Here is a 25,965-nt window from a genome sequence, read left to right as displayed (position 1 = left end):
AGCTGAAAGGCCAGCGCGCGGAAAAACCGTTCAACAGGTTTTTCCTGGCGCCGGCCCCACGCCGGGTGACGGCGTGATTATTTGATATGTTTCCAGTACGCGGCGTTCAGTCGCCAGGCGAAAAAGCTCAGAATGCCGAGGAACAGCAGCACCCACACGCCAAGCTGTTTGCGGGTTTTCTGCGTCGGTTCGGACATCCATGACAGGTACGACACGAGGTCGGCCACAGCAGAATCATAATCTACCGGCGACATCGTCCCCGGCGTGACCTGTTGATAGCCGACGAATTTGTGCACCGTTTCGCCTGTTTTTTCGTCGACTTCGTCACCGAACTTCGCGGTACGTTGCCCCTGAAGCTGCCACAGCACGTGAGGCATGCTCACGTTCTCATACACCAGATTGTTCCAGCCAGTTGGCCGCGTATTGTCGCGATAGAAGCTGCGCAGATACGTGTACAGCCAGTCCTTGCCGCGCGCCCGCGCTTCCACCGACAAATCCGGCGGACTCGCGCCGAACCACGCTTTCGCGTCGTCCGGGCGCATTGCCACGGTCATGGTGTTGCCGACTTTATCCGTGGTGAACAACAGGTTTGACTGGATTTCGCTCGGCGTAATGCCGAGGTCGGTCAGCCGGCTGTAGCGCATCAGGTTCGCGCTATGGCAATTCAGGCAGTAGTTTACAAACAATTGAGCGCCGTGCTGCAACGAAGCAAAATTCTCCGCGTTATCGGGCGCGCGGTCGAGAGGGAAATTCTCGTCCGCGTGCGCCGGTCCGGCCAGCACCGCGAGCAGTGTCGCGCCGATCAGCGCGCACGTCGAAAGCAGTTTTTTCATTTCGTGTTCTCCGGGCTCGCGATTAGTGGGGCTTGAACCGCACCCGCTCGGGCGGCTGCTTGAACGTGCCAAGCCGCGTCCAGACGGGCATACCGAGGAAAAACGCGAAGTAGATCAGCGCGCAGATCTGGGCAATCAACGTCGAGGCAGGCGACGGCGGTTTGGTGCCGAGGAAGCCCAACGTCAGGAAAGCGAGCACGAAGATCCCGTAGAACACCTTGTGAAAAAACGGCCGGTAACGAATGGACTTCACCGGCGAGCGATCGAGCCACGGCAGGAAGAACAGCGAGATCACCGCGCCGCCCATCACCACCACGCCCCAGAACTTCGATTCGGTGAACGCCATTGCCAGAACCACCAGCACCGCGAGCACCGGCAAACCGAGCTTCCATTTGCCGCGTGCGCGCACCAGCGCGAACAGACCGAGCAGCGCGACAATGATCATCAGCACGATCTTGAATGGATCGGTCGTGGCGCGCAACATCGCATAGAACGCCGTGAAGTACCACACTGGCGCAATTTCCTGCGGCGTTTGCAGCGGATTGGCGGGAATGAAGTTGTTCGCTTCAAGGAAGTACCCACCCATCTCCGGTGCGAAAAAGATGATCGCCGCGAAGATGATCAGGAATACCGTCACGCCCATGAAGTCGTGCACCGAGTAGTACGGGTGGAACGGGATGCCGTCGAGCGGAATGCCGTCCGGGTCCTTCTTTGCCTTGATCTCGATGCCGTCCGGGTTGTTCGAACCCACTTCGTGCAGCGCCACCAGGTGCGCGACCACCAACCCGATCAGCACCAGCGGAATCGCGATCACGTGAAACGCGAAGAAGCGGTTCAGCGTGACGTCCGAGACGACGTAATCACCACGAATCCACAGCGACAGATCCGGGCCGATGAACGGAATCGCCGAGAACAGGTTCACGATCACCTGCGCGCCCCAGAACGACATCTGGCCCCACGGCAGCAGGTAGCCAAAGAACGCCTCGGCCATCAGACACAGAAAGATCGCGCAGCCGAACACCCATACCAGTTCGCGCGGCTTGCGGTACGAGCCGTACAGCAGCCCGCGGAACATGTGCAGATACACGACGACGAAGAACATCGACGCGCCCGTGGAGTGCATATAGCGGATCAGCCAGCCCCAAGGCACCTCGCGCATGATGTACTCGACCGACGAGAACGCGAGCGTCGCGTCGGGCTTGTAGTTCATCGTGAGAAAGATGCCGGTGACGATCTGATTGACCAGCACCAGCAACGCGAGCGAACCGAAGAAGTACCAGAAGTTGAAGTTCTTCGGCGCGTAGTACTCGGAAACGTGCTTCTTCCAGGTAGACGTCAGGGGAAAGCGCCGGTCGATCCAGCCGACCAGCCCGGTCGTCTCCACTTCATGTTCGATCGCCATTACGCTTCTCCTTTCTCGTCCTTGCCGATCACGAGGCCGGTGGCCGACGTGAACATGTAAGGCGGGATGTCGAGGTTCTGCGGCGCAGGTTTGTTCTTGAAGACGCGGCCGGCCATGTCATAGGTCGAGCCGTGGCACGGGCACAGGAAGCCGCCTGGCCAGTCGTCGGGAAGATTGGGCTGCGCGCCCTCCTGGAAGCGCGGGGTCGGCGTGCAGCCCAGATGGGTGCACACGGCGACGGCGACGAAAAGATTCTTGTGATCGGTGCGCGAACGGAATTCGTTGTTGCAGTACTCCGGCAACGGCATCGAAAAAGGATTCTTGGTGTGGGGATCCGCTACTTCGTTATCGGCTTTCTGAACATCGGCCAGCATTCTGTCGGTGCGGTTGATGATCCACACCGGCTTACCGCGCCAGGCGACCGTCTTCATGTCGCCGGGTTTGAGATCACTGATATCGACTTCGACCGGGGCGCCTGCCGCCTTGGCCTTTTCAGATGGTGCAAACGAACTAACAAAGGGTACGACAGTGGCAACGCCTCCTATGCCACCTGCTACGGTCGTCGCTATCAGCCAGGTACGGCGGCCGCCGTCGACGCGTTCATCTTCCTTGTCTCGCATTACACGCCCCACTTCTGAGTTGGATTTTTCCTTCACGTCGCTTCTACCGCCGCTAGTTTGCGCGAATGGAGTCGGCATTTACAAGGCCCCATTGCCAAAAACCGTGCGAAGCCCTTGATAAGTCAGGGTTTCTCCGTACGGATCGCAAACTTTTTTGCACCTCCTTTTAAGCGCCCTCTACGTTATTCGTGCCTTTTTCTTATCTAATGCCGATTTTCAATTCAGACGGGATTCGGGATATCGATAAACACGTGTTCGATATCGAACTGCTCCGACAGATGCTTGCCCACCGCCTGGACGCCGAAACGCTCGGTGGCGTGATGGCCGGCCGCGAGGAACGCCACGCCGCTTTCCGCCGAGGTGTGCATCACCGACTCCGACACTTCGCCGGTCAGGTAGACATCCGCGCCGGCATTGATGGCGGCGTCGAACATGCCTTGCGCGGCGCCCGTGCACCAGCCCACGCGGCGCAGTTCGCGATCCGGGTCGCCGAACACGAGCGGCGCGCGGCCAAGCGTCTGCTCGACTTGCGCGGTGAAATGCGCGAGCGTGATCGGCATCGGAAACGTGGCGAGCCAGCCAAGATCGTTCTCGCCGAAGCGCGCGTCGCTGATCCAGCCCATCTTCGCGCCGATCTGCGCGTTGTTGCCGAACTCGGGATGGTCGTCGAGCGGCAGGTGATAGGCGAACAGGTTCAGGTCGTTGGCGATCAGCAGCTTAAGCCGCGCGTGTTTGCGGCCGGTGATCTGCGGCGCCTCGTTGCGCCAGAAGTAGCCGTGATGGACCAGCACCGCGTCCGCGCCCCAGTCGAGCGCGGCTTCGAGAAAGGCCACGGAAGCCGTCACGCCGGTCGCGAGCTTATTGATCCTGCGCCGGCCTTCCACCTGCAATCCATTGGGGCAATAGTCCTTGAAGCGCGCGGTTTCAAGGAGATTGTTCAAGTACAATTCAAGTTCGATCCGATCCATATAAACCTCTAGTCTTCAGATGCTTAGACGCTTTTGGCTGTTCTTTGCCCAAGCGGTGACTGTGCTGTTGGCGCTGATGTTCATCATTGCGACCCTCAAACCGCAGTGGCTCCAGCGTCAAGGGCAATTCGGCAAGCAACTCGCCGAACCGATCGTCGCCCTTCGGGAAGTGGCGCCAGGCATCGGCACGGGTCCTGCACAGGCGTCGTATGCAGACGCCGCGCAAAAGGCCATGCCCGCGGTCGTCAATGTGTTCTCCAGCAAGGATGGCTCGCTGCCACCCGACCCACGCGCGAAAGATCCGCTGTTCCGCTACTTCTTCGGCGACAAGAACAAAGGCAAGCAGCAGGAGCAACCCGCGTCGAATCTCGGCTCTGGGGTGATAGTGAGTTCGGAAGGTTACATTCTAACGAACCAGCACGTCGTGGACGGCGCCGATCAGATCGAAATCGCGCTCGCCGACGGCCGCACCACCAATGCCAAGGTGATCGGCGTCGATCCTGAGACCGATCTGGCCGTGCTGAAGGTCAACATGACCAACCTGCCTACCATCACGCTCGGCCGCATGGACCAGACGCGCGTGGGCGACGTGGTGCTGGCGATCGGCAATCCGTTCGGCGTCGGCCAGACGGTGACCATGGGCATTGTCAGCGCGCTGGGGCGCAATCACCTAGGCATCAATACGTTCGAAAACTTCATTCAGACCGACGCGGCTATCAACCCAGGCAATTCGGGCGGTGCGCTGGTCGACGTGAACGGCAATCTGCTCGGCATCAACACCGCCATCTATTCGCGCTCAGGCGGCTCGCTCGGCATCGGCTTTGCGATTCCGGTCTCGACCGCACGCAGCGTGCTGGAGAGCATCATCACGACGGGCTCGGTCACGCGGGGCTGGATCGGCGTGGAGCCGCAGGACGTAACGCCGGAAATCGCCGAATCGTTCGGGCTCGAGCAGAAGTCGGGCGCGATTGTCGCGGGCGTGCTGAAGAACGGTCCGGCCGACCGTGCGGGTATCAAGCCGGGTGACATCCTGGTGAGCGTGAACGGCCAGGAGATCACGGACACCACGCGTTTGCTGAACGTCATCGCGCAGATCAAGCCGGGCACGGCGGCGAAGGTTCATCTGGTGCGCAAGAGCCACGAGATGGATCTGGAAGTGACGATCGGCAAGCGCCCGCCTCCGCCGAAGCAACCGGCCGAGGACAACGGCGGTGGCGATCAGCAGGACGACGACGGCGGTTGATAGCGCGAGAGACATCGCGGCTATTGATGCGTGCAACGCCGTCGCAAAAACAAAAAGGGCAGTCCGTGATGGACTGCCCTTTTTGTTTGTCTCTCTGTGCTGCCGTTCAACCTGGCGGACTATCTTCCGCAATCACAGGTTTTTGCTTGCCGACAATCAACCGCGCCGCGATGATGCCCGCCTCGTACAGCACGATCAGCGGAATCGCCAGAATCAGCTGCGAGAACACGTCCGGCGGCGTCACCACCGCCGAAATCACAAACGCGCCCACGATCACATACGGACGGATTTCCTTGAGCTTCTTGATGGTCAGCACGTTCATGCGGACCAGCAGCACCACGACAATCGGCACTTCGAACGTCACGCCGAACGCAAGGAACATGGTGAGCACGAAGCTCAGGTAGTTATCGATATCGGTGGTCATCTCCGCGCCGAGCGGCGCGTTGTAGTGCGCCATCACGCGAAAGATGGTCGGAAACACTACGAAGTACGCGAACGCCATGCCGCACAGGAACAGCGTGTAGCTGCTGCCCACCAGCGGCCCGACCAGCTTCTTCTCGTGCTGATACAGACCCGGCGCAACGAACGCCCAGATCTGGTACAGCACGATCGGCAGCGCGATCACGAAGGCGACGAGCATGGTCACCTTCATCGGCACGAAGAACGAGCCGGTGACGTCGGTGACGATCATCTTGCCGTCCTTCGGCAGATTCTGCATCAAGGGCCGCGCCAGCAGCCGGAAGATATCCGGCGCCCAATACACGAGCCCGACAAACACCACGATGACGGCAAGGCCGGCGCGGATGATACGGTCGCGCAGTTCAACGAGGTGGGAAATGAAGGTCTCTTCAGTGCCTTCGTCCTGGGTTTGCTGGGGGTCGCTCACACCGGCCCTCGGTTAGAGATTGTCGTTCTGATCATCAGAAAAACCGCGTCGGACGACGCATGGTGGCCGGCGTATGCCGCGCCACGCGCGCCGCGCCCGACTGCACACGCGTGCGGCGCGTGGTGGCGCGCTTGTACCAGGTGGGCATGGCGGTTTGCTTGACGCGCCAGTTCTTGCGCTTGGGGCCTGAGGGTGGCGTGCTGGTCTGCCACGGCGAATTGCTGACATCTTCAAGCGCGCCGCCGGCAATGCTCGGCGACACCGACGTGCCGCTATTCCAAGCGTCGTTCAGTTCCGTTTCGTGCTTGCGCAGATTGTCCTGAACGTTGGTTTCGACGTTGCTCGCCGCCGCTTCGAACTCGGTCTTCATGCGACGCAATTCGTCGAGTTCGATTTCGCGGGTGACTTCGGCCTTCACGTCGTTGATATACCGCTGCGCGCGGCCGAACAGCGCGCCGGCCGTGCGGGCAACGCGAGGCAGGCGCTCAGGCCCGAGTACGACCAGCGCGACGACGCCGATCAGCGCCATCTTGGTTAGACCGAGGTCCAGCATGAAGTGAAGTGTCCGTCAGTAACGCGGTTGGGCCGCGGCTTAGCGGTAATCGCCGGAACGCGGCGTCTTTTCCTTCGCATCCACATCTACCGCGCCATTGCGCGGCAGTTCGCGCTGCTGCGCTTCGCCTGCGGGCGTTTCGGCTTCCTTCATGCCTTCCTTGAAGCCCTTCACCGCGCCACCCAGATCGGTACCGATATTGCGCAGCTTCTTCGTGCCAAACACGAGCGCCACGATCAGCAACACGATCAGCCAATGCCAAATGCTCAACGAACCCATGACTACTCTCCTTAACCCCGACACCGCACGTGATGCGGCAAAACTCGTGCGCCTTGCGGCGTGAATCGAAGCGCGTGCGCTCCATCTATACGTTGCCGCGAGCTGTTTCGAATCAACCCACGACACGGTGTGCCATTGTGACCTGACGATCGCGTCGGCGTCGTTACAGTGCAGCAAAAAAACGGCCCTGCTATTCTCAACGGCCAAAACTCGCTGCGCGCCTCGCAGCTCGCGGTTATTTACGAGCCCGCTCTATCAGCCCGCCCGTCAGCCCATGCGCTGCCACGGACGCGGCCCGGCGAGGATGTGCGCATGCAGGTGATACACCTCTTGGCCACCGCCCGGCCCCGTATTGATGACCGTACGAAAACCGGTTTCGCCGCCGGTGTACGCCACGCCCAGCTGGTCGGCCAGACGCGCCACCAGAACAAGCATTCTACCAAGCAGCGGTGCGTCGCTTTCGGTGCAATTCGATAGCGTGGCGATGTGTTTGCGGGGAATCACCAGCACGTGCGTTTCAGCGGCCGGACGAATATCACGGAAGGCAACGAATTCGTCGTCTTCATGGACTTTGGTCGACGGAATCTCGCCGGCGGCGATCTTGCAGAACAGGCAGTTCGGGTCGTGGCTCATCGTATTCCTGACACAGTATGGCTAGAGCGCGAAGCGTGATGCGGCACGGCTCATATCCGGCCCGGCCGCAGCCGGACCCAACTCAGAACCAGCCACGCGGGTTCGCGAGCGGCTTGTTATCGTACAGATACAGCCAGCCTTTGATAATACGGTACAACATCCAGATGCTGACGGCCCACAGAACCGGAATGCCGATCACCACGAACAGCAGCACACCGCCGATCGCATAACCCAGCAAGGCCATCCAGAACGAGCGGATCTGCCACTCGAAATGCGCTTCGTAGGGCGTGCCCACCACATCGGGCCGCTTCACGTAGTTGATGATGATCGCGATCAGAATCGTCAGACCACCCGTCAGCCAATGAACCGCATACAGCGCGTACAGCACGTGGGTGAGCGTGCGCAGACTGCGTTCGCGCTCTGGCTCGATCGCGTTGCGGTAGACCGGCGGCGGATAATTTCCTTGCGACTGTTCCATGCTTGCGTCCTCCCGAGGATGCGATCCTGTTCGTTCAGTGCAATGTGGGTGCCGACGTTCGCCACTTCAAGACACGGCTGACAAGGTAGCGACAAGGCGGCGACAATCAGTCGCCGTTCTCTTCGCGCTCGCGGCTCTTGCGCAGCGCCTTCTCCTCGATGCCCGACAGGCCTTCACGGCGCTCGAGTTCGGCAAGGACGTCCGCCGGGCTCAGGTCGAAATGCGACAGCATCACGAGGCAGTGGAACCAGAGGTCCGCCACTTCGCCGACCAGCGCTTTCGGCGCGCCGCCGTGGCGGGTGTCTTTGGCGGCCAGCACGACTTCGGTGGCCTCTTCGCCGATCTTCTTGAGAATCGCGTCATCGCCTTTGTGGAACAGGCGTGACACGTACGAGATGTCCGGATCGCCGCCCTTGCGGCTGTCGATGATGGCCGCGAGGCGCAGCAGCGTGTCCTTAGTGGACGAAGCCGAGTCGGTGGATTGCGTGGATTGCGTCATTTGTAGATGTGTTCGGGGTCTTTCAGCACGGGATCGACGGCGACCCAGTCGCCATCTTCAACCGTGCCTTCGAATTTCTGGAAAAAGCACGAGTGGCGGCCGGTGTGGCACGCAATGCCCGACACCTGCTCGACCTTCAGCAGCACGACGTCTTCGTCGCAATCGAGCCGCACTTCATGCACATGCTGCACGTGACCGGACTCTTCGCCCTTGAACCACAAGCGTTGGCGCGAGCGCGAGAAATACACCGCGCGGCCGGTTTCGACGGTTTTCGCCAGGGCTTCGCGGTTCATCCACGCGAACATCAGCACGTCGTTGGTCGACGCTTCCTGCGCGATCACCGGCACGAGGCCGTTCGCGTCCCACCGGACCTTGTCGAGCCACTCTACTGCCGAGGAATTCACCACGTCACAACCTCACCGAAATGCCTTGATCGGCCATGAAGCGCTTGGCCTCGCCCACGGTGTGTTCGCCGTAGTGGAAGATGCTGGCGGCGAGCACTGCGTCCGCGTGGCCACTCTTGATGCCGTCGGCCAGATGCTGCAGCGAGCCGACACCACCCGAGGCGATCACCGGAATCGACACCGCGTCGGACACCGCCCGCGTGAGCGCGAGATCGAAGCCGCTCTTGGTGCCGTCGCGGTCCATGCTGGTCAGCAGGATTTCTCCGGCGCCCAGTTCGGCCATCTTGCGCGCCCATTCGACAGCTTCGAGGCCGGTGGCCTTGCGCCCGCCGTGCGTGAAGACTTCCCAGCGCGGCGGTTCGCCGTCCGCGGAGACGCGCTTCGCGTCGATGGCGACGACGATGCATTGCGAGCCGTATTTGTCCGTCGCGTCGCGCACGAGTTGCGGATTCGCAACCGCCGACGAGTTCATGCTGATCTTGTCCGCGCCCGCGTTCAACAGCCGCCGCACGTCTTCGACAGCGCGCACGCCGCCGCCGACCGTCAGCGGAATGAACACCTGGGAAGCGACCGCTTCGATGATCGGCAGAATCAGATCGCGCTGGTCGGAGGTGGCGGTGATGTCAAGGAAGGTCAGTTCGTCGGCGCCCTGATCGTCGTAGCGGCGCGCAATTTCGACCGGGTCGCCCGCATCGCGCAGTTCGACGAAGTTGACGCCCTTGACCACGCGGCCAGCCGTGACGTCGAGACAGGGGATGATGCGTTTAGCTAGAGCCATAATCGTGCAATTCTGCCAATACCGCTGATGAGGCCGCTCGCCTGAATCTTCACGAGCGGCACTGTGCCGGCGCTGCTCGCCGCGTCAGGCCGCAAGCCGGAAATGTGCCGAAGACACCAGCTGGCGGCTTGACGCGCTTTCGGGACACGCCGTTGCGTCCGCTTTTAAAGTCCGAAGCCCGCTGCTGCGTCGATTCCGGGCCGATCGCGACGCTTCGAACCTAGAGCCTTAAGCGTCGTCCGATTCGCGCAACCGGTCGGCGAGGGTTTGCGCCGCTGCGAAGTCCAGATCGCCCGAGTAGATTGCCCGGCCGCAGATCACGCCTTCGATGCCTTCGTCCTCGACTTCGCACAGCGACTCGATGTCCGCGAGGTTCGACAAACCGCCGCTCGCGATCACCGGAATCTTCACCGCGCGAGCGAGACGCACCGTGGCTTCGATGTTGATGCCCTGGAGCATGCCGTCGCGGCCGATGTCGGTGTAGATGATCGACTCGCAGCCGTAATCCTCGAACTTGCGCGCCAGATCGGCCACTTCATGGCCGGTCAGCTTGCTCCAGCCATCGGTCGCGACCTTGCCGTCTTTCGCGTCCAGACCGACGATGATATGGCCGCCGAAAGCCGTGCACGCATCCTGCAGGAAGCCGGGATTCTTCACCGCCGCCGTGCCGATGATGACGTACGACAAACCGTCGTCCAGATAGCGCTCGATCGTGTTCAGATCGCGGATGCCGCCGCCCAGCTGGACGGGAATCTCACCACCCACTTCCTCGATGATCGCGCGAATCGCGTCTTCATTTTTCGGCTTGCCGGCGAACGCGCCATTCAGGTCGACGAGGTGCAGACGGCGGGCGCCGCGATCGACCCAATGCCGGGCCATCGCCGCCGGTTCCTCGGAAAATATCGTCGCCTGGTCCATATCGCCCTGTTTGAGGCGTACACAGTGACCATCTTTCAGGTCGATGGCGGGAATCAGCAGCATAGCAATCGGGTGTTGTCTGGGAGGTGGTTGAAGGTCGGCGGCAGCGGCTGACAAGCCAGCCCGCCATAACGCCGTTTCGCTAGTTTAGTACAACTCTTTCGACGCCCTTGCGGAGCGCCGTAGTGAAGCGAAATCGTCTTGCTGCGGTTGTGGCGCACGGCCGACGCTCCGCGTGTGGCGGAACGGCGTTGGGCAACAGGATGGAGAAAGGCGCTCACGGGTTCCAGTGCACGAAGTTGCGATACACGCGCAGCCCCGCTTCGGCGCTCTTTTCCGGGTGGAATTGGGTCGCGAAGATGTTATCCCGCGCCACCGCCGAGGTAAAGGGCACACCGTACACCGTTTCGCCCGAGGTATGGGCGGCGTTGTCCGGCACGACGTAGTAGCTGTGCACGAAGTAGAAGAACGCGTTATCCGCGACGCCGTCCCACAAGGGATGCGGCTGCGCCTGGCGCACGCGGTTCCAGCCCATTTGCGGGACCTTGAAGCGCGAGCCGTCGTCTTGTACCTGACCTTCCAGGTCGAAGCGCAGCACCTTGCCGGGCAACAGACCCAGACCGGGCGTATCACCCTCGGCGCTCCAGTCGAACAGCATCTGCTCGCCGACGCACACGCCCATCAGCGGCTTGCTGCGCGAGGCTTCGATGACCGCCTCCTGCAGGCCGGATTCGGCCAGACTGCGCATGCAGTCGGGCATGGCGCCCTGGCCGGGCAGCACCACACGGTCGGCCGAGCGGATCGCTTCGGGCTGATCGACGATCGCTACGTCCGCTTCCGGCGCGGCTTTGCGCAATGCCTGAGCAACCGAGCGCAGGTTGCCCATTCCGTAATCCACAATCGCTATCGAAGTTTTCATTTCAAGTTAGGCAGCAATGCCTTCAATCCATCGACGATGAATTCCACCGCCAGCGCCGATAACATCAAACCCATGAGCCGCGTACCGATGTTGATACCCGTGCGACCGACCCAGCGGGCAATCGGTTCAGCGAGGCGCAGCGAAAAAAAGCAGATCGCCGCCAGCACCGCACCGATCGCGACAAGGCTCAGCCGGTCGTACCAGTGCGCCGAGCCGGCCGCATAAATGATCGTGGTGCTGATCGCGCCCGGGCCGGTCAACAGCGGAATCGCCAGCGGTACAACCGCGATGTTGTTTTTCTGCTCGGCCTCATCGCGCTCTTCCGCCGTCGAACGGCTGTTGCCGATCTGCGCGTTCAGCATGTTGATAGCCATCAGCAACATGATGATCCCGCCGCCCACTTCGAGCGAGCCGACCGAAATGCCGAAGAAGCTGATGATCTGCTGCCCGAGCAGCGTGGTCACCGCAATCACGCAGAACACCGAAATTGCCGCGATGCGGATCGTTCTACGCCGCTCGGCGTCGCTCTGAAGCGCCGTCAGGCTCATAAAGAACGGGATGGCGCCGACCGGGTTGATCAACGCCAGCAGCGAAATAAACGACTTCAGAATATCCATCGCACACCGGGTGCGGGCAAGCGCAGCCGGTCCTGGTCACGAGGCTGGTAAATGAGCGCTTAAAGGCTGCCCTTGGTCGACGGAATCTGTCCCGCCGCGCGTTCGTCCATCTCGACGGCCATGCGCAATGCACGTCCGAACGCCTTGAACACCGTTTCCATCTGGTGATGGGCGTTCAGGCCGCGCAGGTTGTCGATATGCAGCGTGACGCCGGCGTGATTGACGAAGCCGCGAAAAAATTCGATGGAGAGATCGACGTCGAACGTGCCGATGCGCGCTCGCGTGAACGGCACATGGAATTCGAGACCCGGGCGTCCGGAAAAATCGATCACGACGCGCGACAGCGCTTCGTCGAGCGGCACGTAAGAATGACCGTAGCGGCGGATGCCCTTGCGGTCGCCAATTGCCTTCGCGACAGCCTGGCCAAGCGTGATGCCGACGTCTTCGACCGTGTGGTGGTCGTCGATTTCGAGGTCGCCATGCGCTTCGATGTCGAGATCGAACAAGCCGTGTCGTGCGATCTGGTCGAGCATGTGATCAAGAAACGGCACACCGGTGGCCAGCTTCTGCTGACCGGTGCCGTCCAGATTGATCTTCACACGGATCTGCGTTTCGCTTGTGTTGCGAACGACTTCCGCAAGGCGCATGGTAATTCCTCGAATCTAGCTAGAAAGCGATAGTAGTGTGGGATGGGAACACGGCGGACCGCGCGCACTTTTCGCAGTACGGAAAAGCGCTCACGCGGCCATTCAGCTCGCCGTTCAGTGCAGCACGAGTTTCAGTCCAGCGATCAATTGGGCGTTTTCTTCGGGCGAACCGACGGTCAAACGCACGCAATTGACCAGCAATGGATGCATTTTACTCACGTTTTTGATCAAAACCCGTGCTGCCAGCAGCGTTTCGAACATAACGGATGCGTCAGGCACCCGCACTAGCAGGAAGTTGCCGGCGCTCGGGAACACTTCGGCGCCCGGCAATTGGGCCACGGCCTGCGCGAGTTTCGTGCGTTCTTCGCGCAGTTGCTCGGCCTGGGCGTCGAGCACGTCGACATGGTCGAGCAGGAAATCGGCCGCCGCTTGCGTCAGCACGTTGGTGTTGTAGGGCGGCCGCACCTTGTCGAATTCGGTGAGCCAGGCGGGCTTGCCGACCAGATAACCCAGGCGGATGCCGGCCAGACCGAGCTTGGACACCGTACGCATCACGACGACGTTGTCGAACGCATCGGCGCGCGGCAGCCAGCTTTGCTGCGCAAACGGCTGGTAGGCCTCGTCGATCACCACCAGGCTTTTGTTCGCCGCGGCGATGATGCGCTCCATATCCGCGTCGTCGTACAGCGTGCCGGTCGGGTTGTTCGGATAGGCCAGATAGATGACCGCCGGTTCATGCTCGGCGATCGCCGCCAGCATCGCTTCGGTGTCGAGCGTGAAATCGGGCTTCAGCGGCACACCGATGAATTCCAGATTCGCCAGCTTCGCGGACATCTGATACATGACGAAACCCGGCATCGGCGCGAGCACCTTGGCGCCCGGCTTCGCGCACGCCACCGACACCATGCTGATGATTTCATCCGAGCCGTTGCCGAGCAGCACGTCGCAACCCGCGGGCACACCCATCACGCGCTTGATCTTTTCGATCAGCGCTTCCGGGCGCGGCGCCGGGTAGCGGTTCAGCGCAACGCCGGCCAGATGCTCGCCCAGATGGGCGGCAAGCACCGGCGGCAGCGAAAACGGATTTTCCATCGCGTCGAGCTTGATATAGCCCGTGGCGTCCGGAACCGGGTAGCTCGTCATCGTGAGCACGTCGCGGCGGATGATGTCTTGAGGTGTCGTCATAAGTCAGTGGACCGGGCCGCACGGGAGACGCCGGCCGGGAATCGGCGGCTTGCGGACTGCCCCAGGTTGGTCTGTATTGTCGTTATTTAACGGGAAACCGCGCGTAATCCGTCGGCAGAGTTCGCGGACACCGGTTCGATGCCCGCCCGCTCCGTACTCCGGCTTGTTGCGGTCAGCCGCGCTTAGCCGTTCTGCCGCATCCGGTATTCAGCGCTGCGGGCATGCGCCTGCAGGCCTTCGCCGTACGCGAGTTCGGCGGCGATCTCGCCAAGCGTCTGCGCGCCTTCCGCACTGACCTCGATCACGCTCGAACGCTTGAAGAAATCGTAAACGCCCAGCGGTGACGAGAACCGTGCGGTACGCGACGTAGGCAGCACATGATTCGGCCCCGCGCAGTAGTCGCCGAGGCTTTCACTGGTGTAGCGGCCGAGGAAGATCGCGCCGGCATGGCGGATCAGCTGGCCCCATTGATGCGGTTCCAGCGCGGAGATTTCGAGGTGTTCAGGGGCGATGTCGTTGGCGATCGCGCAGGCTTCGGCCATATCGCGCACCTTGATCAACGCACCGCGGCCTTCGAGCGATGCGCGGATCACGTCCTGCCGTGGCATGGTCGGCAGCAGTTCGTTGATCGCATCACGCACGCGGGCGATGAATGCATCGTCCGGGCACAGCAGGATGGATTGCGCGAGCTCGTCGTGCTCGGCTTGCGAGAACAGGTCCATCGCGATCCAGCGCGGGTCCGTCGTACCGTCGCACAGCACAAGAATCTCCGACGGTCCGGCGATCATGTCGATGCCGACCGTGCCGAACACCCGGCGCTTGGCCGATGCGACATAGGCGTTGCCGGGGCCGCAGATCTTGTCCACCGCGGGCACCGTTTCCGTGCCGTACGCCAACGCGCCCACCGCCTGCGCGCCGCCGATCGTGAACACGCGATCCACGCCACCCAGCAACGCGGCCGCCAGCACCAACGGATTCTTCACGCCGTCCGGCGTGGGCACGACCATGACGATTTCGCGCACACCGGCCACCCGCGCCGGAATCGCGTTCATCAGCACCGACGACGGATACGCCGCCTTGCCGCCCGGCACGTAGATACCCGCGCGATCCAGCGGCGTGACCTTCTGGCCGAGCACGGTGCCGTCGGCTTCCGTGTACTGCCAGCTATGGCTGCCGCACTCGATCTTCTGCTTCTCGTGGTAACCGCGCACACGCGCCGCCGCCGCTTCGAGCGCCGCGCGGCGCTTTGGCTCCAGGCCTTCGAGCGCCGCTTCCAGTTCGGACATCGGCAGCTCGAGCGCCGCGACGCTCTTCGCATCGACGCGGTCGAAGCGGTTCGTGTACTCGAGCACCGCAGCATCGCCGCGTGCCTTCACGTCGTTGAGAATCTGCGCGACCGAGCGCTCGATTGCTTCGTCTTCGCTCGCCTCGAACGCGAGCACCGCGTGCAGCGACTTCTGGAAGTCGGGAGCACTGGAATCGAGTTTGCGAATCTTGATAGACATACGGGTATCCGTTTCGGTAAGGCGCGCTAAAGCGTGGTCAAACGAGCGTGGTCAAACTTTTCAGGCCGCAGCGCCGGCCTTCGACGCGCGTTCGAACGCATCGAGGATCGGCCGCAGCGCCGCGCGCTTGAGCTTCAGCGCGGCCTGGTTCACAACGAGGCGCGACGAAATCTGCATGATCTCTTCCACCTCGACAAGATTGTTGGCGCGCAAGGTATTGCCCGAACTCACCAGGTCGACGATCGCGTCGGCGAGGCCGACCAGCGGCGCCAGTTCCATCGAACCGTACAGCTTGATCAGGTCGACGTGCACGCCCTTGGCGGCAAAATGCTCACGTGCCGTTTCAACATACTTGGTCGCCACGCGCAGACGTGCGCCCTGGCGCACCGCGTTCGCGTAATCGAAACCGGCCGCCACTGCGACCGACATCCGGCAGCGCGCGATATCCAGATCGACCGGCTGATACAGCCCGCTGCCGCCGTGCTCGAGCAACACGTCTTTGCCGGCCACGCCAAAGTCGGCCGCGCCGTATTCGACGTAGGTCGGCACGTCCGTGGCGCGCACGATGATCACGCGCACGTTCGCGTCGGTAGTCGGCAGAATCAGCTTGCGCGAGGTTTCCGGATCTTCGGCGACTTCAATGCCGGCGGCGGCGAGCAGCGGCAGCGTCTCTTCGAAGATACGCCCTTTCGACAAAGCCAGCGTGAGCGGTGCGCTCACAGCCGGCGACGACGACGTTTGCGGCATCGAACTCATGCCTGGCTCCCCGAGATACGGCGCACCTTGGCGCCGATGGCGTTGAGCTTGGTTTCCATCCGGTCGTAGCCGCGATCCAGGTGATAGATACGGTCGATCAGCGTTTCACCTTCGGCACGCAGCGCGGCGATTACGAGGCTCGCCGACGCACGCAGGTCGGTCGCCATCACCTTCGCGCCGGACAGCTTCTCGACGCCGGTCACAAGCGCGGTGTTGCCGTCGATCGTGATGTTCGCGCCGAGGCGGTTCAACTCCTGCACGTGCATGTAGCGGTTCTCGAAGATCGTCTCGACGACTTGCGAGGTGCCGTCCGCGAGCGTGTTGAGCGCCATGAACTGCGCCTGCATGTCGGTCGGGAACGCCGGATACTCGGACGTGCGGAAGCTCACCGCGCTCGGGCGCTTGTCCATGCGCACGCGCATCCAGTCTTCGCCCTCTTCGATCGTAACACCGGCTTCGCGCAGCTTTTCGGTTACCGCTTCCAGAATCAGCGGACGTACCTTACGCAATGTGACATCGCCGCCGGCAGCCGCGACCGCGCACAGGAACGTACCGGCTTCGATACGATCCGGAATCACCGTGTGCTTTGCGCCATGCAGCTTGTCGACGCCCTGGATCACCAGGCGGTCGGTGCCGATGCCTTCGATCTTTGCGCCCATCTCGACCAGCAGATGCGCGAGGTCGCCCACTTCCGGCTCACGCGCGGCGTTCTCGATGACCGTTTCGCCCTCAGCCAGCACCGCTGCCATCAGCAGGTTTTCGGTGCCCGTCACGGTGATCATGTCGGTCACGATGCGCGCGCCCTTCAGACGCTTCGCGCGCGCTTCGATGAAGCCGTGCTCGATCGTGATCTCGGCACCCATGGCCTGCAGACCCTTGATGTGCTGATCCACCGGACGCGCGCCGATTGCGCAGCCGCCCGGCAGCGACACGCGAGCGTGACCGAAGCGCGCGACCAGCGGCCCGAGCACGAGGATCGACGCACGCATGGTCTTCACCATTTCGTACGGCGCGACGAGGTTATCGACCTTCGATGCATCCAGCGACACGCGGCCCTCGCCGCTCTCGATCTGCACGCCCATCTGGCCGAGCAGCTTGAGCATCGTGCGCACGTCCTGCAGGTCGGGCACGTTCTCCAGATGCACCGGCTCCGCGCTCAGCAGACTCGCGCACAGAATCGGCAACGCCGCGTTCTTGGCACCTGAGACGACGACTTCACCCGACAGCGGGTAGCCACCTTCAATGACGAGTTTATCCATGCCTGTCAGTTCCTGATTGACCCGGACTTCCGCCGGGCCCGCTTTGACTGTGTTCGACGCGCCGCTACCGGCGTCGCGCCCTTCTTGAGTAATTCGCACTAAATTTCCAGATTACGCGTTCTGCCATTCGGCGGGCGTCAGCGTCTTCATGCTGAGCGCGTGGATTTCTTCGCGCATGCGGTCGCCGAGCGCCGCATACACGAGTTGGTGGCGCTGGATCAGACGCTTGCCTTCGAAGCTCTCGGCAACGATGGTCGCAAAGAAATGCTGACCGTCGCCTTCGACTTCGAGATGCTGGCAAGCGAGCCCAGCCGCGATGTATTGCTTGACCTGTTCGGGAGTCGGCAACATGAGAGATGCTCCTGATCAGTGGCGCAGTTTGTAGCCGGAGGCGAGCATGCGCATCGCCACCACGGCCAGCACCACAAAGAAACCGGCAACGATCGCAAGGCTCACGAGCGGATTGATATCCGACATCCCGAAGAAACCGTAGCGAAAGCCGTCGATCATGTAGAAAAAGGGATTGAGCCGCGACACTTCGCGCCACACCGGTGGCAGCGTATGCGTCGAGTAGAACACGCCCGAGAGGAACGTGAGCGGCATAATCAGAAAGTTTTGAAATGCAGCAAGCTGATCGAACTTTTCGGCCCAGATGCCGGCGATCAAACCGAGCGTGCCGAGGATCGCCGCGCCGAAAATCGCGAACGCGATGATGTAAAGCGGCGCGCTGAAGCTGACCGGCACGAACCAGATCGTCACGATGAACACACCGAAGCCGACCGCGAGACCCCGCGCCACGGCAGCGAGCACATAGGCACCAAACATCTCGTAGTGCGACAACGGCGGCAGCAGCACGAACACCAGGTTGCCCGTGATCTTCGACTGGATCAACGAGGACGAGCTATTCGCAAACGCGTTCTGCAGGACGCTCATCATCACGAGACCGGGAATCAGGAAGCTCGTGTACTCGACACCCGGATAGACCTGAACGTGACCGCGCAGCGCGTGGCCGAAAATCGTCAGATACAGCAGCGCGGTGATGACCGGCGCCAGCACGGTCTGGAACGACACCTTCCAGAAACGCAGGATTTCCTTGTAAAACAGCGTGCGAAAGCCGCTCATGCCAGCCCCTCGATCACTTCCGGACCGTTCATCACCTGAACGAACACATCTTCGAGGTCGGCTTTGCGGACCTCGATTTCTTCGAATGCGCAGCCCGCTGCGCGGCACTGCGCGAGAATCCGCTCGACGTCGTCATAGCTCGCGAGCCGCAGCAGGTGCTGCCGGCCATTGCCATTGCCCGTGCCGCTTTCCACTTCAAGCGGACGCAACTCGACCGGCAACGCGCCTTGCGTAAAGCGCAGGAACAGCTGCATGCCGGCAAAGCGCTGCAGCAGCGTGCTGGTGCGCTCAAGCGCGACGACCTCGCCCCGCCGCAACATCGCGATGCGGTCGCACAGCGATTCGGCTTCTTCCAGATAGTGCGTGGTCAGCACGATCGTGTGGCCTTCGCGATTCAGGCGCGAGATGAATTTCCACAAGGTTTGACGCAGTTCGACGTCGACGCCAGCAGTCGGCTCATCCAGCACGATCACCGGCGGCCGGTGCACCAGCGCCTGCGCCACGAGCACGCGGCGCTTCATGCCGCCCGACAGCGCGCGCATATTGGCGTCGGCCTTCTCGGTGAGGTCGAGATTGGCCATGATCTCGTCGATCCACGCGTCGTTATTGCGCAGCCCGTAGTAGCCGGACTGGATGCGCAAGGTTTCGCGTACCGTGAAGAAGGGATCGAACACGAGTTCCTGCGGCACGACGCCAAGCGCACGGCGCGCGTCGCGGAAATCGCTGACTACGTCATGGCCACGTACCGCGATGCTGCCTTCATCGGCGCGCGCGAGACCGGCGAGTATGCTGATGAGCGTTGTCTTGCCCGCGCCGTTCGGACCGAGCAGTCCGAAGAACTCGCCTTCTTCCACCGTGAGGCTGACGCCCTTGAGCGCCTGCAAGTCCTTGTAGCGCTTCTTGACGTTACGAATTTCTATGGCTGACATGACTGTGGGCCGCGTGCGTCGCGGCGCCTAAAGGAGCCCCAAGGGGGCGCAAAAGTGCTGGAAGGGACGAAATTGGGGCCGGTTATATGCCCCGAAAAACGTTTGATTATAGGGCAAAAATCAGCAGCCCCGGCTCGGCCGGGGCGTTTGGAAGTGACGCTATGGGAGCGTCAATGTCGCGTCGAGATGAGTGTGTCGACGCCGTAGGCTTGTGCAAGGCTGGCGAGACCAGCCGGCAGGTTGACGATCTCGAACGGGGCGCCGCGCGCCTGGGCGGCACGCTCCCACGCGAGCAGGACGGCCAGCGCGGACGAGTCGAATTGCGCGAGCGGCGCGCAATCCACGCCGGTCGCGCCCGCAGCGATGCGCTGCAAACCCGCCTCGAACGCGGCTTTCGCGCTCTCGTGGGTCAGCGTCGCGCCGCTTTCGAAGCGGCTGGCGACGGCGTTCAGCACTTCGCTCACGACTGCTTGCCCGAGGCGAGTTGCTGGTTACGCTGCGTGAGGAACTGGATCAGTCCGTCCACGCCCTTCTGCTGGATCTGCTCGTTGAACTGTTGCTGATACGCCTGGATCAGCCACGCGCCGAGTACGTTGATGTCATACACACGCCAGCCGTTCGGCGTCTTGTACAGACGATAGTCGAGTTCGATCGGCGAGCCGTTGTTCATCACCACCGAGCGCACCACCGTGTCGGTGTCGTCCGGGTTCATCCGGAACGGCTTGTACTGGATCTGCTGGTCGCGCACTTGTGCCAACGCGCCCGAATACGTGCGGATCAGCAACATCTTGAACTGCTCGACCACGGCGTTTTGCTGCTCCGGCGTCGCGGTGCGCCAGTTGCGGCCCATCGCCAGTTGCGTGGTGCGGCGGAAATCCGTGTACGGCAGGATCTTTTCGTTGACGAGCTGGGTGATATGCGAGATGTCACCTTGCTGGATCGACTTGTCGCTGCGCACCGCATCGATCACCTGCTGCGTGACGGTCTTGATCAGGCCGTCCGGCGAATTGGAGTCCACCGCTTGCGCCGACGCACCGGCACTGGCGAACGAGAACAGCGCTGCGAACAACGGAATCAGGAATAGTTTTTTCATATCGAACCTTGCTTGCCTTAAAAATAGTGCAACCGTTTGAGCCGACATTAACACGCGAGTTCAGCAGCAATCCATGCGCAAACTGCGAGAGTCGTATCGAGGTGTTACGGCCGCACGATCAACGCAATTTGAATGACGGGAAGCTGAAACGCGTCGGCGGAACCAGTTGGCCGGCCGGAATCTGCGTCGTTTCCGGACCGCCGTTCAGGTCGAGCGGCGGTGTTTCGGAGCTGCCCGAGGCGGCTTCAGGTGCAGCCGCGGTGCCGGTTGCACCCGAGGCAGCTTGCGGCGGCGTTGCGGCGGTCGCACCGGAGGCCGCCGATGCTTTCGCGGCAGCGCCCTGCGTGCCTGCAGGCGCAGCAGCCGCGCCGCTGTCGACGTCGTCGTACTTCGGCAGCGGTGCTTCGTCGCCGTAGTTCGGCAGCGACTGCGACTGCTTGCCATCCGACAGCAAATACTGGCGGCGCTGCAGGTACGCATTACGCACGAACGAATACTTATCCAGCGCTGCGCCTTCCAGCACGTCGCCCGCGTTCAGCAGATTCGCGCGCGTGTTGACCACGTTCAGGCCGTACAGAGCCCAGCTCAGGCCATCCGGATGAATGTAGCTGAGCGGATTCACATAGTAATTGCCGATCGAACCAACCGCGTCGCGCAGCGTGCTCGGCCCGAACAGCGGCAGCACGAGGTACGGACCCGCCGGCACGCCGTAGTGACCGAGCGTCAGGCCGAGGTCGTTGTCGTGCTTGGGCAGCTTGGCAAGCGTCGCCACGTCGAATAGACCGCCGACGCCGAACACCGTATTGATCACGATCCGCATGATGTCTTCGACGCCGTCGGCGATCTTCAACTGCAGCAGATTGTTTGCCGCGATGTAGACGTCGCCGATATTCGAGAAGAAGTTGGTGACGCTGTCGCGCACCGGCTGCGGCGTGATGAAGACGTAGCCCTTCGCGACCGGCTTCAGCGCGTACTGGTCGAGCTTGTCGTTGACGGTGAAGATGGTACGGTTCAAGCCCTCGAGCGGATCGCCCTTGGTCGGCGTCTGCACGGTCGAGCAGCCGACGAGCGTAGCGGTCGCGAGCGCGAACGTCGCCATCTGGACGGTGCGCACGCCTCGTTTGCGTAGGGTCTGCATTTTTATTCTCCTTATTGACCGGCCGCACCAGAGGCGGGCGGAGTCGGCGCCGCCGACGCGGGCGCCGTGGCAGGGGCGGCCCCAGATGTGGCCGAACCCGCGCCCGACTTGGATGCGCCCGAGTCCGCAGCCTTGCTATACAGGAATTGTCCGATCAGGTTTTCCAGCACGATCGCCGATTGTGTCATTGAGATCGTGTCACCCGCTTTAAGCATCTCGCTATCGCCACCGGGTTCGAGCCCGATGTATTGCTCGCCCAACAGACCCGAGGTCAGGATCTTGGCCGACGTGTCTTTCGGAAACGGGTATTGCTTGTCGATATCGATCGTGACGACAGCCTGATACGCATTGCTGTCAAAGCCGATCGAGGCGACCCGGCCGACCGTCACGCCCGCGCTCTTCACCGGTGCGCGCGCCTTCAGTCCGCCAATATTGTCGAACTTGAGCTTGACCGGGTACGTTGCCTGAAACGACAACGAGCTCATGTTGCCGGCCTTCAGCGCGAGAAACAGCAACGCCACGAAACCCAACACCACGAACAGGCCGACCCAGAAGTCGAGAGCAGTCTTTTTCATCGTCATCCCAAAGTGAATCCGCCACGCTGCTCCCGCTTACGTCGCGCGCAAACCAAGGCGCGCCCGCCGAGCGAAAACGTGCAGCGCAGTTTTAGCTGAACATCAGTGCGGTCAACAGAAAATCGAGGCCGAGCACCGCAAGCGACGCGTACACAACCGTCTTGGTCGTGGCGCGCGACACGCCTTCCGGCGTCGGCTTGGCTTCGTAGCCCTGAAACAGCGCCACAAAGGTCACCGCGAGGCCGAACACCACACTCTTGATGACCCCGGCGCCCACGTCACGCCAGACATCGACGCCGCCTTGCATCTGCGACCAGAACGCGCCGGCATCGACGCCGATCAGCAGCACACCCACCACATAACCGCCGAACACGCCGACCGCGCTGAAAATCGCCGCGAGGATCGGCATGGAAATAATGCCCGCCCACAAGCGCGGCGCGACAACGACCTTGACCGGGTCCACCGCCATCATTTCCATCGCGGTCAATTGCTCGCCCGCCTTCATCAAGCCGATTTCGGCCGTGAGCGACGTGCCGGCGCGGCCCGCAAACAGGAGCGCCGTCACCACCGGCCCGAGTTCGCGCACCAGCGAAAGCGCGACCAGCAGACCCAACGCCTGTTCGGAACCGTAACGGTTCAGCGTGTAATAGCCCTGCAAGCCGAGCACGAAGCCGACGAACAGCCCCGACACGGCGATGATCACCAGCGAATAATTACCCACGAAGTGGATCTGCTTCGTGACAAGGCGCGGCCGGCGCAGCAACGGGAAAAACTCGAGCAGCAGCCGGAAGAAGAACCGCGTGGCGTAGCCGGCCGTGCCCAGCCCGTCGAGTACCGAGCGACCAAGCGCGCTGATCATGACTGACCTCCGCCGATACCAAAATCCGCCGCGAGCGGCGTCTTGCTGGGATAGTGGAATTTGAACGGGCCGTCCGGCGCGCCGTCGATGAACTGGCGCACCGTAGCATCGGTCGACGCGCGCAGCTCAGCCGGCGTGCCTTCGGCATGCACCCCGCCATTGGCGAGGAAGTAGACATAATCGGCGATCGCGAACGATTCCGGCACGTCGTGCGTGACCAGGATCGATGTCGCGCCAAGCGCCTGATTCAGCGCGCGAATCAGGTTCGCGGTGATGCCGAGCGAGATCGGATCGAGGCCGGCGAACGGCTCGTCGTACATCATCAACTCGGGGTCGAGCGCAATCGCCCGGGCAAGCGCCACCCGCCGCGCCATACCACCCGAAATCTCCGACGGCGCGAGGTCGCGCGCGCCGCGCAAGCCGACCGCGTTGAGCTTCATCAACACGAGGTCGCGGATCAGTTCTTCGGGAAGGTCGGTGTGCTCACGCAGCGCAAAAGCGACATTTTCGAACACCGACATGTCGGTAAACAGCGCGCCGAACTGGAACAGCATGCCCATCTTGCGACGCAGCGCGTAGAGGCCGTCGCGCGTTTGTGCGCCGATGTCCTGGCCCTGGAACAGGATCTGGCCACGTTGTGCGCGCACCAGACCGCCGATCAGGCGCAGCACTGTGGTTTTGCCGCAACCCGAGCCGCCCATAACCGCAACGACCTGGCCGCGCTTGAAGCGCAGATTCAGGTTCGACAGGACGAGCCGGTCGCCATAACCGAAGTCGACGTCGCGCAGCTCGAGTAAGGTCTCGGGGGAGGAAGACACGAAACTGACAGTCCTTTTACACGGAAGGCCGAATTATAGGGCCATCATGGAAATGCTGCCGTGAGGTGCCCTGTCCCTTTACTGAACTTGACGATTATTGCGTAAACGCATGTTGCAGCGCAGAAACAGCGACAGCCGGGTCGGCGGCTTCGGTCACGGCGCGCACCACGGCCGCGCAGCCCACGCCCGTCGCCAGCACGTCCGGCAGCACCTGCAGATCGATCCCGCCGATCGCCACCAGCGGCACGACGCCGTCGAGCAGGCGGACATACCGCGCCAGACGCTTGAGGCCTTGCGGGGCGGTCGGCATGACTTTGGTGGTAGTCGGGAACACCGCGCCCAATGCAATGTAGCTTGGCCGGAAATGCAGTGCTTTCAGAATCTCGTAGAAACCGTGCGTCGACAGGCCGAGGTGGATGCCGGCGGCGGCAAGTGCCGACAGATCGGCCGTATGCACGTCTTCCTGGCCAAGGTGGACGCCGTAAGCGCCCGCTTCCAGAGCGGCTTGCCAGTGATCGTTGATGAAAACCTGGGCATCGTGCTCACGGCCCGCGGCGACACAGCGGGCGATTTCGCGCTTCAGTTCGTCGGCGGGTTCGGCCGATTTGCGGCGCAACTGGACCGTTTTCACGCCAAAGCCCACCACCCGTTCGACCCACTCCGCGGTCGGCAGCACCGGGTACAGGCCGAGCCGGTCAGGGCAACGCGCGAACGCTTGCGCCGGCGCGGCCGGCAGACCGGCGAGGCGTGGGAAGTGCGCGATATCGTCCGGAAAGGCGTCGTCCGCTTTGGTCTCGTCGCCGTCGCGCCAGGCCAGCGCCAGGACCAGCGCGTCGTGCGGATCGAAGCCGCAATCCAGAAACGCCGCCAGCGCGGGAATCCAGTCTTCCGCCAGATGGCCCTCCAGACTGTATTTCTCGCCGCCCAGATGCAGCGTCGCCGCGTTCTCGGCGGCGACGATCACGCCTGCGCCCTGCACCTGCCAGCGCGCCACCTGCTCGCCATGCTGCTGCGCGTCGGCGACGATGATCAGGTCGCCGCCGTTCGGCTCGTCCGGCGCGGTCAGGCAGATGCGCCACGGCGCGTGGGTTGGCGGCCACTCGCCCAGGCGGGCGCGGATCCGCTCGGCGGCTTCGGTGAGTTCATCGGCAGGCGGCCAGAAGAGGTCGCGGCCAGTCAAAGGCAAAGTTTGCGTCATGCGGCGCTCCCGTCTTGGTGCCAGAACGGCATGCCGACCACCGGCGTGCTCGCGTGCGCGCTTTCGCGCTCGGCCATCGGCCCCGCCAGAAAAGCCTGGCGGCCCGCTTCGACGCCCAGCGCAAAGGCGCGCGCCATGGCGTCAGGGTGCGTCGCCTGCGAAACGGCGGTGTTCAGCAGCACGCCATCGAAGCCCCACTCCATCACTTGCGCCGCATGCGACGGCACGCCGAGGCCGGCGTCGACGATCAGCGGCACGTCGGGCAAGCGCTCGCGCAACACGCGCAGGCCGTACGGATTGATCACACCCTTGCCGGTGCCGATCGGCGCGCCCCACGGCATCAGCGCCTCGCAGCCCGCATCGAGCAGGCGGCGGCCGATCACCAGATCTTCGGTGCAATACGGCAGGACCTTGAAGCCGTCCTTGATCAGCTGCGTGGCCGCTTCGATCAGGCCTACCGGATCAGGCTGCAGCGTGTAGTCGTCGCCGATCAGTTCGAGCTTGATCCACTCGGTTTCGAAAATCTCGCGCGCCATATGCGCGGTCGTCACGGCCTCGCCGACGGTCAGGCAGCCTGCGGTATTGGGCAGCAGCGGCACGCCGTGGCGCTTGAGCAGGTCGAAGAAACCGGCTTCGGCGCCGCCTTCGTTCATCTGCCGGCGCAGCGCGACGGTCACCATGCCGGGCTGCGCCGCGTCGATCGAATCGGACAGCGATTGCAGCGACGGATAGCGCGAGGTGCCGAGCAGCACGCGGCTCGCGAAAGTCTGGCCGTAGAGCGTGAGCGCGTCGGCGGTTTGGGGGTTAGTCATTTGCATAATCCTGGTCTCCGGCAAGGCGTGGCGCGGGGC

The 25,965-nt window shown here is 62.5% G+C and carries 32 protein-coding genes; 1 reads left to right on the top strand and 31 read right to left on the bottom strand.

The window, feature by feature from the left end; genetic code table 11:
• Window positions 1-77 precede the first annotated feature (77 nt).
• The 4 genes from M0D68_RS27775 to M0D68_RS27760 form a co-directional block, all read right to left on the bottom strand.
• Window positions 78-833, bottom strand: coding sequence for a cytochrome c1 (locus M0D68_RS27775; RefSeq protein WP_093643467.1), 756 nt, complete (start codon window positions 831-833; stop codon window positions 78-80).
• 22 nt (window positions 834-855) lie between these two features.
• Window positions 856-2,235 (bottom strand): cytochrome bc complex cytochrome b subunit, encoded by a 1,380-nt coding sequence (locus M0D68_RS27770; protein WP_054036639.1) that lies wholly within the window; start codon window positions 2,233-2,235, stop codon window positions 856-858.
• Complete coding sequence (gene petA, locus M0D68_RS27765) at window positions 2,235-2,855, bottom strand: ubiquinol-cytochrome c reductase iron-sulfur subunit (protein WP_120289276.1); 621 nt, start codon at window positions 2,853-2,855, stop codon at window positions 2,235-2,237. Before petA ends, M0D68_RS27770 begins: the two co-directional genes overlap by 1 nt.
• Before the next feature lie 221 nt (window positions 2,856-3,076).
• Window positions 3,077-3,823, bottom strand: coding sequence for a Nif3-like dinuclear metal center hexameric protein (locus tag M0D68_RS27760; protein ID WP_093643463.1), 747 nt, complete (start codon window positions 3,821-3,823; stop codon window positions 3,077-3,079).
• Window positions 3,824-3,842: 19 nt separating this feature from the next.
• On the opposite strand from M0D68_RS27760, the gene M0D68_RS27755 reads away from it, so the two are divergent.
• Window positions 3,843-5,066 (top strand): Do family serine endopeptidase, encoded by a 1,224-nt coding sequence (locus M0D68_RS27755; RefSeq protein ID WP_054036636.1) that lies wholly within the window; start codon window positions 3,843-3,845, stop codon window positions 5,064-5,066.
• 106 nt (window positions 5,067-5,172) lie between these two features.
• On the opposite strand, the gene tatC is transcribed toward M0D68_RS27755, so the two are convergent.
• From tatC to M0D68_RS27620, 27 genes are all read right to left on the bottom strand, one after another.
• Window positions 5,173-5,952, bottom strand: coding sequence for a twin-arginine translocase subunit TatC (gene tatC / locus M0D68_RS27750; RefSeq protein ID WP_054036635.1), 780 nt, complete (start codon window positions 5,950-5,952; stop codon window positions 5,173-5,175).
• 34 nt (window positions 5,953-5,986) lie between these two features.
• Window positions 5,987-6,505 carry a Sec-independent protein translocase protein TatB gene (tatB, locus tag M0D68_RS27745; RefSeq protein ID WP_093643461.1) on the bottom strand — a complete coding sequence of 173 codons (519 nt, stop codon included), beginning with the start codon at window positions 6,503-6,505 and terminating at the stop codon, window positions 5,987-5,989.
• Between the two features lie 39 nt (window positions 6,506-6,544).
• Complete coding sequence (gene tatA / locus M0D68_RS27740) at window positions 6,545-6,784, bottom strand: Sec-independent protein translocase subunit TatA (RefSeq protein ID WP_093643459.1); 240 nt, start codon at window positions 6,782-6,784, stop codon at window positions 6,545-6,547.
• A gap of 267 nt (window positions 6,785-7,051) precedes the next feature.
• Complete coding sequence (locus M0D68_RS27735) at window positions 7,052-7,417, bottom strand: histidine triad nucleotide-binding protein (RefSeq protein ID WP_012434499.1); 366 nt, start codon at window positions 7,415-7,417, stop codon at window positions 7,052-7,054.
• Between the two features lie 82 nt (window positions 7,418-7,499).
• On the bottom strand, window positions 7,500-7,895 hold the full coding sequence (locus tag M0D68_RS27730; protein ID WP_063497496.1) for a hypothetical protein: 396 nt from the start codon (window positions 7,893-7,895) through the stop codon (window positions 7,500-7,502).
• A gap of 106 nt (window positions 7,896-8,001) precedes the next feature.
• The gene (locus M0D68_RS27725) at window positions 8,002-8,394 is read right to left on the bottom strand and encodes a phosphoribosyl-ATP diphosphatase (RefSeq protein WP_211703562.1); all 393 of its coding nucleotides are present in this window, start codon (window positions 8,392-8,394) and stop codon (window positions 8,002-8,004) included.
• The gene (hisI, locus tag M0D68_RS27720; RefSeq protein WP_200566042.1) at window positions 8,391-8,801 is read right to left on the bottom strand and encodes a phosphoribosyl-AMP cyclohydrolase; all 411 of its coding nucleotides are present in this window, start codon (window positions 8,799-8,801) and stop codon (window positions 8,391-8,393) included. The genes M0D68_RS27725 and hisI overlap by 4 nt, the downstream gene beginning before the upstream one ends.
• Window position 8,802: 1 nt before the next feature.
• Entirely contained in the window at window positions 8,803-9,576 is a 774-nt protein-coding gene (gene hisF, locus M0D68_RS27715) for an imidazole glycerol phosphate synthase subunit HisF (protein WP_054036627.1), read from the bottom strand.
• Window positions 9,577-9,804: 228 nt separating this feature from the next.
• Window positions 9,805-10,557 (bottom strand): 1-(5-phosphoribosyl)-5-[(5-phosphoribosylamino)methylideneamino]imidazole-4-carboxamide isomerase, encoded by a 753-nt coding sequence (gene hisA, locus M0D68_RS27710; RefSeq protein WP_054036624.1) that lies wholly within the window; start codon window positions 10,555-10,557, stop codon window positions 9,805-9,807.
• A gap of 214 nt (window positions 10,558-10,771) precedes the next feature.
• Entirely contained in the window at window positions 10,772-11,413 is a 642-nt protein-coding gene (gene hisH / locus M0D68_RS27705; RefSeq protein WP_093643455.1) for an imidazole glycerol phosphate synthase subunit HisH, read from the bottom strand.
• Entirely contained in the window at window positions 11,410-12,030 is a 621-nt protein-coding gene (locus M0D68_RS27700) for a MarC family protein (RefSeq protein ID WP_054036621.1), read from the bottom strand. The genes hisH and M0D68_RS27700 overlap by 4 nt, the downstream gene beginning before the upstream one ends.
• A gap of 59 nt (window positions 12,031-12,089) precedes the next feature.
• Window positions 12,090-12,677: an imidazoleglycerol-phosphate dehydratase HisB gene (gene hisB, locus M0D68_RS27695; RefSeq protein ID WP_054036619.1), complete on the bottom strand. Its 588-nt coding sequence runs from the start codon at window positions 12,675-12,677 to the stop codon at window positions 12,090-12,092.
• Window positions 12,678-12,791: 114 nt separating this feature from the next.
• Window positions 12,792-13,862: a histidinol-phosphate transaminase gene (gene hisC / locus M0D68_RS27690; RefSeq protein WP_266225963.1), complete on the bottom strand. Its 1,071-nt coding sequence runs from the start codon at window positions 13,860-13,862 to the stop codon at window positions 12,792-12,794.
• A 182-nt stretch (window positions 13,863-14,044) separates the two neighbouring features.
• Entirely contained in the window at window positions 14,045-15,367 is a 1,323-nt protein-coding gene (hisD, locus tag M0D68_RS27685) for a histidinol dehydrogenase (protein ID WP_093643447.1), read from the bottom strand.
• 60 nt (window positions 15,368-15,427) lie between these two features.
• Window positions 15,428-16,123: an ATP phosphoribosyltransferase gene (gene hisG / locus M0D68_RS27680; RefSeq protein ID WP_093643445.1), complete on the bottom strand. Its 696-nt coding sequence runs from the start codon at window positions 16,121-16,123 to the stop codon at window positions 15,428-15,430.
• Window positions 16,120-17,481, bottom strand: coding sequence for a UDP-N-acetylglucosamine 1-carboxyvinyltransferase (murA, locus tag M0D68_RS27675; RefSeq protein WP_244179514.1), 1,362 nt, complete (start codon window positions 17,479-17,481; stop codon window positions 16,120-16,122). Before murA ends, hisG begins: the two co-directional genes overlap by 4 nt.
• Window positions 17,482-17,493: 12 nt before the next feature.
• Complete coding sequence (locus M0D68_RS27670) at window positions 17,494-17,733, bottom strand: BolA family protein (protein ID WP_054036615.1); 240 nt, start codon at window positions 17,731-17,733, stop codon at window positions 17,494-17,496.
• 15 nt (window positions 17,734-17,748) lie between these two features.
• Window positions 17,749-18,504, bottom strand: a complete 756-nt coding sequence (locus M0D68_RS27665; protein ID WP_093643443.1) for an ABC transporter permease — start codon at window positions 18,502-18,504, stop codon at window positions 17,749-17,751.
• The gene (locus M0D68_RS27660) at window positions 18,501-19,433 is read right to left on the bottom strand and encodes an ABC transporter ATP-binding protein (RefSeq protein WP_093643441.1); all 933 of its coding nucleotides are present in this window, start codon (window positions 19,431-19,433) and stop codon (window positions 18,501-18,503) included. Before M0D68_RS27660 ends, M0D68_RS27665 begins: the two co-directional genes overlap by 4 nt.
• Window positions 19,434-19,603: 170 nt before the next feature.
• Complete coding sequence (locus M0D68_RS27655) at window positions 19,604-19,897, bottom strand: lipid asymmetry maintenance protein MlaB (RefSeq protein WP_093643439.1); 294 nt, start codon at window positions 19,895-19,897, stop codon at window positions 19,604-19,606.
• Entirely contained in the window at window positions 19,894-20,526 is a 633-nt protein-coding gene (locus M0D68_RS27650) for a phospholipid-binding protein MlaC (RefSeq protein ID WP_200619826.1), read from the bottom strand. The genes M0D68_RS27655 and M0D68_RS27650 overlap by 4 nt, the downstream gene beginning before the upstream one ends.
• 118 nt (window positions 20,527-20,644) lie before the next feature.
• The gene (locus M0D68_RS27645; protein WP_093643435.1) at window positions 20,645-21,664 is read right to left on the bottom strand and encodes a VacJ family lipoprotein; all 1,020 of its coding nucleotides are present in this window, start codon (window positions 21,662-21,664) and stop codon (window positions 20,645-20,647) included.
• Window positions 21,665-21,675: 11 nt separating this feature from the next.
• Window positions 21,676-22,239, bottom strand: a complete 564-nt coding sequence (gene mlaD, locus M0D68_RS27640; RefSeq protein ID WP_200619828.1) for an outer membrane lipid asymmetry maintenance protein MlaD — start codon at window positions 22,237-22,239, stop codon at window positions 21,676-21,678.
• Window positions 22,240-22,330: 91 nt separating this feature from the next.
• A complete protein-coding gene (gene mlaE / locus M0D68_RS27635) occupies window positions 22,331-23,098 on the bottom strand; it encodes a lipid asymmetry maintenance ABC transporter permease subunit MlaE (protein ID WP_054036607.1) in 768 nt (255 codons plus the stop codon).
• Window positions 23,095-23,916 (bottom strand): ABC transporter ATP-binding protein, encoded by an 822-nt coding sequence (locus M0D68_RS27630; RefSeq protein ID WP_093643433.1) that lies wholly within the window; start codon window positions 23,914-23,916, stop codon window positions 23,095-23,097. The genes mlaE and M0D68_RS27630 overlap by 4 nt, the downstream gene beginning before the upstream one ends.
• A 94-nt stretch (window positions 23,917-24,010) precedes the next feature.
• Entirely contained in the window at window positions 24,011-25,114 is a 1,104-nt protein-coding gene (thiE, locus tag M0D68_RS27625; RefSeq protein WP_266225962.1) for a thiamine phosphate synthase, read from the bottom strand.
• On the bottom strand, window positions 25,111-25,926 hold the full coding sequence (locus M0D68_RS27620) for a thiazole synthase (RefSeq protein ID WP_266225961.1): 816 nt from the start codon (window positions 25,924-25,926) through the stop codon (window positions 25,111-25,113). Before M0D68_RS27620 ends, thiE begins: the two co-directional genes overlap by 4 nt.
• Window positions 25,927-25,965 lie beyond the last annotated feature (39 nt).

Source organism: Paraburkholderia sp. SEWSISQ10-3 4, assembly GCF_030464785.1.
GTDB classification, from domain to species: domain Bacteria; phylum Pseudomonadota; class Gammaproteobacteria; order Burkholderiales; family Burkholderiaceae; genus Paraburkholderia; species Paraburkholderia aspalathi.
This window is presented reverse-complemented; position numbering and strand designations above follow the sequence as displayed.